Annotated in this window: 10 protein-coding genes; 9 read left to right on the forward strand and 1 reads right to left on the reverse strand. The window is 58.0% G+C overall.

Features of this window, described 5'->3' with window-relative positions:
* From ACIOWA_RS26890 to ACIOWA_RS26930, 9 genes are all read left to right on the forward strand, one after another.
* Positions 1-609 (forward strand): FliM/FliN family flagellar motor switch protein (locus tag ACIOWA_RS26890; RefSeq protein WP_401162807.1); only part of this gene is annotated, 609 nt, incomplete at its 5' end.
* Positions 610-665: 56 nt separating this feature from the next.
* Positions 666-1,121 (forward strand): flagellar motor switch protein FliN, encoded by a 456-nt coding sequence (fliN, locus tag ACIOWA_RS26895; protein WP_401138226.1) that lies wholly within the window; start codon positions 666-668, stop codon positions 1,119-1,121.
* Positions 1,122-1,574: a flagellar biosynthetic protein FliO gene (gene fliO, locus ACIOWA_RS26900; RefSeq protein WP_401162810.1), complete on the forward strand. Its 453-nt coding sequence runs from the start codon at positions 1,122-1,124 to the stop codon at positions 1,572-1,574.
* The gene (gene fliP, locus ACIOWA_RS26905) at positions 1,574-2,332 is read left to right on the forward strand and encodes a flagellar type III secretion system pore protein FliP (protein ID WP_339432600.1); all 759 of its coding nucleotides are present in this window, start codon (positions 1,574-1,576) and stop codon (positions 2,330-2,332) included. Before fliO ends, fliP begins: the two co-directional genes overlap by 1 nt.
* On the forward strand, positions 2,329-2,598 hold the full coding sequence (gene fliQ / locus ACIOWA_RS26910; RefSeq protein ID WP_339432599.1) for a flagellar biosynthesis protein FliQ: 270 nt from the start codon (positions 2,329-2,331) through the stop codon (positions 2,596-2,598). The genes fliP and fliQ overlap by 4 nt, the downstream gene beginning before the upstream one ends.
* A gap of 3 nt (positions 2,599-2,601) precedes the next feature.
* Positions 2,602-3,387 (forward strand): flagellar biosynthetic protein FliR, encoded by a 786-nt coding sequence (fliR, locus tag ACIOWA_RS26915; RefSeq protein ID WP_122593412.1) that lies wholly within the window; start codon positions 2,602-2,604, stop codon positions 3,385-3,387.
* Between the two features lie 3 nt (positions 3,388-3,390).
* Positions 3,391-4,530, forward strand: coding sequence for a flagellar biosynthesis protein FlhB (gene flhB / locus ACIOWA_RS26920; protein WP_339465206.1), 1,140 nt, complete (start codon positions 3,391-3,393; stop codon positions 4,528-4,530).
* 135 nt (positions 4,531-4,665) lie between these two features.
* Complete coding sequence (locus ACIOWA_RS26925; protein WP_401162813.1) at positions 4,666-4,917, forward strand: hypothetical protein; 252 nt, start codon at positions 4,666-4,668, stop codon at positions 4,915-4,917.
* Between the two features lie 133 nt (positions 4,918-5,050).
* The gene (locus ACIOWA_RS26930) at positions 5,051-5,719 is read left to right on the forward strand and encodes a hypothetical protein (RefSeq protein WP_401162816.1); all 669 of its coding nucleotides are present in this window, start codon (positions 5,051-5,053) and stop codon (positions 5,717-5,719) included.
* Positions 5,720-6,085: 366 nt separating this feature from the next.
* Here ACIOWA_RS26930 and ACIOWA_RS26935 read toward each other — a convergent pair whose 3' ends face one another.
* Positions 6,086-6,445, reverse strand: coding sequence for a DUF6124 family protein (locus ACIOWA_RS26935; RefSeq protein WP_038361600.1), 360 nt, complete (start codon positions 6,443-6,445; stop codon positions 6,086-6,088).
* Positions 6,446-6,757 lie beyond the last annotated feature (312 nt).

The following is a 6,757-nucleotide window of genomic DNA, read 5'->3' on the forward strand; positions in this document are numbered from 1 at the left end:
AAACTGGAGTTCAAAAAGGTGGACAACTTCTTCGGAGGCGACTGCCGTCACGCCAAGATCGAAGGTCGTGAGTTCACCCCGACCGAACTGAGCGTTGTGCGCATGTTGCTGGAGCAGGCGTTCGTCGATCTGAAAGAAGCCTGGCAGGCGATCATGGAAGTCAATTTCGAGTACATCAACTCGGAAGAGAACCCGGCCATGGCCAACATCGTCGGCCCGAGCGAAGCGATTGTGGTCTCCACGTTCCACATCGAACTCGATGGCGGTGGCGGCGATCTGCACGTGACCATGCCGTACTCGATGATCGAGCCGGTGCGCGAAATGCTCGACGCCGGTTTCCAGTCCGATCTCGACGATCAGGACGAACGCTGGGTCAACGCCCTGCGCCAGGACGTGCTCGATGTCGACGTACCGATCGGCGCCACCGTTGCTCGCCGTCAGTTGAAGCTGCGCGACATCCTGCACATGCAGCCGGGCGATGTGATCCCGGTTGAAATGCCGGAAGACATGATCATGCGCGCCAACGGCGTGCCAGCCTTCAAGGTCAAGATGGGTTCGCACAAAGGCAACCTCGCGTTGCAGGTAATCGAGCCCATCGAGCGTCGCTGAAGCGGCGCTCTCACTCCCACACATTTAGCTGAATTTTTGCCCGCCGAGGACAAATGATGAACGACGATATGAACGCCCAGGACGATCAGGCACTGGCCGATGAATGGGCAGCTGCCCTGGAAGAGACTGGCGACGGCCAGGCTGACATCGACGCCTTGCTGGCCGCTGATGCCGGCGCATCGAGCTCCGACCGTCTGACGATGGAAGAGTTTGGCAGCGTGCCGAAGAATAACGACCCGGTCACACTGGACGGTCCGAACCTGGACGTGATCCTGGATATCCCGGTGTCCATCTCGATGGAAGTGGGCAGTACCGACATCAACATTCGCAATCTGCTGCAACTGAACCAGGGGTCGGTGATCGAGCTCGATCGTCTGGCGGGTGAGCCGCTCGACGTGCTGGTCAACGGCACGCTGATCGCTCACGGTGAAGTGGTCGTGGTCAATGAGAAGTTCGGCATCCGCCTGACCGACGTGATCAGCCCAAGCGAACGCATCAAGAAGCTGCGCTGAGTGAAACGGTTTCTCTGGGCTTTGCTGGCATTGCCGCTGAGCGTGCTGGCCGCCGAACCGTCGACAGCCACCACGGTGCCTGCCGCCACAACGCCAATGGTCAACAGCGGCGTGGCCGGGCAGTTGACGCAACTGGTGTTTGGCCTGTTGCTGGTGCTGGGCGTGATCTTCTTCCTTGCCTGGCTGTTGCGCCGGGTCCAGCAGGCCGGACCTGCCGGCAAGGGGCAAGTGATCGAACTGATCGGTTCACGCGCACTCGGTCCGCGTGACCGCTTGCTGCTGGTGCAGGTCGGCAACGAGCAGATTTTGCTTGGGCTCAGCCCCGGCACCATCACCGCGCTGCATGTGCTCAAGGAACCGGTCGAAGTGCCTGCGACCCGTGAAAAAGCGACCCCTGAATTTGCTCAGCATCTGCTGAAGATTCTCGGCAAGGATCAGAAGGATACGAAGTAATGGGTGCGCTACGCATCGTCTTGACGCTGGCCCTGTTGCTGGCCGCGCCACTGGCGTTCGCCGCCGATCCGTTGTCGATCCCGGCAATCACGCTGGGCACCAACGCCGACGGCGCGCAGGAGTATTCGGTCAGTCTGCAGATTCTGCTGATCATGACCGCGCTGAGCTTTATCCCGGCGGCGGTCATCCTGATGACCAGTTTCACCCGGATCATCATCGTCTTCTCGATTCTGCGTCAGGCCCTTGGCCTGCAACAGACACCGTCGAACCAGATCCTCACAGGTATGGCGCTGTTTCTCACCATGTTCATCATGGCCCCGGTGTTCGACCGGGTGAACAACGATGCGTTGCAACCCTATCTGGCGGAAAAACTCACCGCTCAGCAAGCGGTGGAAAAGGCGCAGGTGCCGATCAAGGACTTCATGCTCGCGCAGACTCGTTCCAGCGACCTTGAGCTGTTCATGCGTCTGTCCAAACGTACCGACATCGCCACGCCTGATCAGGCGCCGCTGACGATTCTGGTACCGGCGTTTGTCACTTCGGAGCTTAAAACCGCGTTCCAGATCGGTTTCATGATCTTCATCCCGTTCCTGATCATCGACCTGGTCGTGGCCAGTGTGCTGATGGCGATGGGTATGATGATGCTTTCGCCGCTGATCATTTCGCTGCCGTTCAAGATCATGCTGTTCGTGCTGGTCGATGGCTGGGCGCTGATCATCGGCACCCTGGCCAGCAGTTTCGGAGGTGTCTCGCCATGACGCCAGAAGTCGCCGTCGATATCTTTCGTGAAGCACTGTGGCTGACTACATTGATGGTTGCGATTCTGGTGGTGCCGAGCCTGTTGGTCGGTTTGATGGTGGCGATGTTCCAGGCCGCGACCCAGATCAACGAACAGACCCTGAGCTTCCTGCCGCGTCTGCTGGTGATGCTGGTGACCCTGATCGTCGCAGGCCCCTGGATCGTGCAGACGTTCATGGAATACATCATCCAGTTGTACAAAAACATACCGATGGTCATCGGCTAAGCCATGCAATCGCTGCTTCAGCTGACCGATACCCAGATCAGTACCTGGGTGGCCTCGTTCATGTTGCCGCTGTTTCGCGTCGCCTCAATGCTCATGGTGATGCCAGTGTTCGGCACGACCCTGGTGTCGCGCCGGATACGCTTGTATTTCGCCGTGGCCATCACCGTGTGCATTGCGCCGAGCCTGCCGCCGATGCCGGCGGTCAGCCCATTGGATCTCAGCGGTTTGCTGCTGATTGCCGAGCAGATCCTGGTCGGCGCCGTTCTGGGGTTTTCCCTGCAGTTGTTCTTTCAGGCGTTTGCCGTGGCCGGACAGATCGTCGCGATACAGATGGGTATGGGCTTCGCCTCGATGGTCGACCCGGCCAACGGCGTCTCGGTGGCGGTGATCGGGCAGTTCTTTACCATGCTCGTGACCCTGTTGTTCCTGTCGATGAACGGCCATCTGGTAGTGTTCGAAGTCCTCACCGAAAGCTTCACCACGCTGCCCGTCGGCGGCGGTTTGATGACCGCGCAGTACTGGGAGCTGGCCGGCAAACTCGGCTGGGTGCTGGGGGCTGCATTATTGCTGGTATTGCCGGCGGTCACTGCGCTGCTGGTGGTCAACATCGCGTTTGGCGTGATGACCCGTGCGGCGCCTCAATTGAACATTTTCTCCATCGGTTTCCCGCTGACCCTGGTGCTCGGGCTGTTCATCGTCTGGGTTGGTCTGGCGGATATTCTCAATCAGTATCAACCGCTGGCCACCGAGGCCTTGCAGTTGTTACGCGAACTGGCACGGGCGCGCTGAGTCATGGCGGAGAGCGAAAGTGGTCAGGACAAAACAGAAGACCCCACGGAAAAACGTAAAAAGGACTCCCGCGAGAAGGGTGAGATCGCTCGTTCCAAAGAACTCAACACCCTTGCCGTGATGATGGCCGGTGCCGGCGCGCTGCTGGTGTTCGGCGGCATGTTGGCTGAAGACTTGATGGAGCTGATGCGCCTGAACTTCACGCTGTCCCGTGAGGTAATCATGGATCAGGGCTCCATGGGCGCGTTTCTGTTGCAGTCGGGCCAGATGGCGCTGTTGGCGATCCAGCCGATCATGATCACCCTGCTGCTGGCGGCGCTGATCGGGCCGATTTCCCTCGGGGGCTGGCTGTTTGCGGCGGGCTCCATGGCGCCCAAGTTCAGTCGGATGAACCCGGCGTCGGGCCTGAAGCGGATGTTTTCGTTCAAGGCGGTGGTCGAACTGCTCAAGGCGCTGGCCAAGTTTCTGATTACCTTGGGCGTGGCGTTGGCGGTGTTGTCGGCGGACGTCGACGACTTTTTGCGGATCGCCCACGAGCCGCTTGAAATGGCCATCATTCACAGCGTCACGCTGGTCGGCTGGAGTGCGTTGTGGCTGGCCTGTGGCCTGATCATCATCGCCGCCGTCGACGTGCCGGTGCAGCTCTGGGAAGCCCACAAGAAACTGCTGATGACCAAGCAGGAAGTGCGCGACGAGCACAAGGATCAGGAGGGGCGGCCGGAGGTCAAGCAGCGCATTCGCCAGACCCAGCGCGAAATGTCCCAGCGGCGGATGATGGCGGCGATTCCCGACGCCGACGTGGTCATCACCAACCCGACCCACTATGCCGTGGCGCTCAAATACGATTCGGAAAAGGGCGGGGCGCCGGTGCTGCTGGCCAAGGGCAGCGACTTCCTGGCGCTGAAGATCCGCGAAATCGCCGTGGCCAACAACGTCATGCTCCTCGAATCGCCGGGGTTGGCGCGCTCGATCTACTACTCCACCGAACTTGAGCAGGAAATTCCTGGTGGCCTCTACCTGGCGGTTGCTCAGGTGTTGGCTTACGTCTACCAGATTCGCCAGTACCGCGCCGGCAAGGGCAAACGCCCGGATCCGCTCAAGGACGATTTGCCGATTCCGCCGGATCTGCGCCGCGATTCCTGACAGTTGCCGTCTGTCTGAATTCGGTTTGCACCTGTCAACTCTGACAGGTGCGCTTGTTGAGCTTTTGCAGTTTGATGCTTGTTAACACCCAGTACCCGATACGGGTACTTCGAGCAGACGCAAGGGAGCACGACAATGAAAGGTACGTTCAGCAGCTATGACCCCAAAACCGGTAAAGGCATTATTACCCCGACGCGCTCGGGGAGTTCTTTTGCTGCCGCAACAGGTTTTTTTCTGGCGGACAAGGGTTACAAATTCAGTGTTCCGCTGACAGACGAAAATCGCGAAAAAATCAAAGTGGGCGATCCCGTCGAATTTGATGCGCCGAAAACAGCGTCAGGAAAAGCGACCAATCTACGAATCAATCCCCATCACCCGCCGCAGTAGTCTGCGCCCGTTCGACTGGCGGTTACCGTCTGTCTGAAAACGCTTTTTACCTGTCAGATCTGACAGTAGACGCCATCTTCCAGCAGCGCTGTCATGTATTCGGGAATTATCCCTAATCGCAGAGAGCACGATCATGTCAGAACAAATCTACAAAAAACTCGAAGGAATGACGCTGGAATATGTTTCAGGGCGGCTCGAGGAGAATCCGAGGGAGCGGGCCATTCGTTACACGGTCACATTCGACATGGATCTGGATTTCACCCACTTTGTGCAAATGGCCAACTTGTATATTCCGGGATATCTGAATAACCCGATCAACGCTGTACGGCCTGAACTGAACGGCACGGCTTACCACTATTCCTACAACTACTTTTTTGATGCCGCTGGAAAAATTCGCGACAACGCGGCGTTGTTCGGGATTTTCACTGATTCAGCTAATTACATGGATCAATGGGCGGCGGCTGCCGATCTGGAGGTGCGTTACGGCAAGCCTGAGTTTGAGATGATTGGCCGCAAATTGCGCATCCATGCACACAGAGACCTTCGCTTGCTTGATCAGTCGCGCAACATTGCTATTGCCGATTTGCCGGTCGTTTCCTTTCAGTGGGCGCTTAACCTGATGGAGGGGCACGTTGATGGCCCCCAAATTACTGCGCCATTTACCAAGGTCGTGCTCATGTACATGGATGAAGATCTTGTTGAGGTCGAAGGCCAGAAAATGTTCAGGGGCGCGAAGTACATCAATGGCAAGCAACTCAGCTTTGGTGCTATTTCGCCCAAGCAGATTCTGACCGCGCAGTGACATTTGCGCTGAGTGAACTGGCCCCTCCGCGAGCAGGCTCGCTCCTGCATTTGGAATACATGCCACTCCCAAATCTGGTTTGCATTTCATTCCACATCTGAAATGCATTTCCCTGTGGGAGCTTGCTCGCGAAAGGGCCATCCCGGTCAGCAGAAAAACTCGATCAAGCCCCGCTCACTGGTTAAATAAATCCGTCCCCAAATTACTTGCCGCCCCGATTCAACGTGGCGGCGGTTTTTTTATGATCGTTCCCACGCTCTGCGTGGGAATGCAGCCCGGGACGCTCCGCGTCCCTTCCAAAGCCGAACGCGGAGCGTCCGTTGAGGCATTCCCACGCGGGAGCGTGGGAACGATCATCGCGTGTCGCTACTGCGGCAACTCCAGATTATCCATCACCCGATTCACCGCCAGCTCGCCGAGCATGATCAGTTGCGCGATCCCCAGCAGCGTCCTGCGCTGCGATGCGGGTATGAGATGGGCGAAGTCATGAGCGATGGTTCTGGCTGAGGCGAGTGTTTCGCTGGCATCGGCCAGCAGTTCCTCATTTTTGAAGTCAGCGGTAACGGCGTACATCCGGCGGGTTTTACGCGGTGGTGGCGTGGAGCCGGGTGGGCAGAGGTAGTGATCGAGGGCGCGTTCGGCGGCATCGTTGAGTTTTTTCGAATCGAGGGATTCGTAGGGGGAGGCGAGGTCGATTTCGGGTGGGTTGGGTGTTGGTTTGATCATGGTGAAGCTCCTAGAGTCATTGGAGCTGCCATCGTTCGCTGCGAGACGAATGAGGGTGGCAGCTATACGCGGGTCGCAGACCGGGACTCTAGAACCGGCAGACCCGAAGGTCTCCCACGTACAGCCGCCATAAAAAAAGCGGGTGTTGTGCGTCCAGAGATCGACGGGCTGCGAGACCTGATCGCTGATTCGTCAGCGACCGGACCACAATAGAACCCTGTAGTGGTCTAATTTCCCCGGACACCCCGATAGGTGGAAAATGCATCTATCGAGGAGTTTTTCATGACCGACAAACGCAGAACATTCGACGAC

This window comes from Pseudomonas sp. NPDC087614, assembly GCF_044743485.1.
Taxonomy (GTDB): domain Bacteria; phylum Pseudomonadota; class Gammaproteobacteria; order Pseudomonadales; family Pseudomonadaceae; genus Aquipseudomonas; species Aquipseudomonas baetica_A.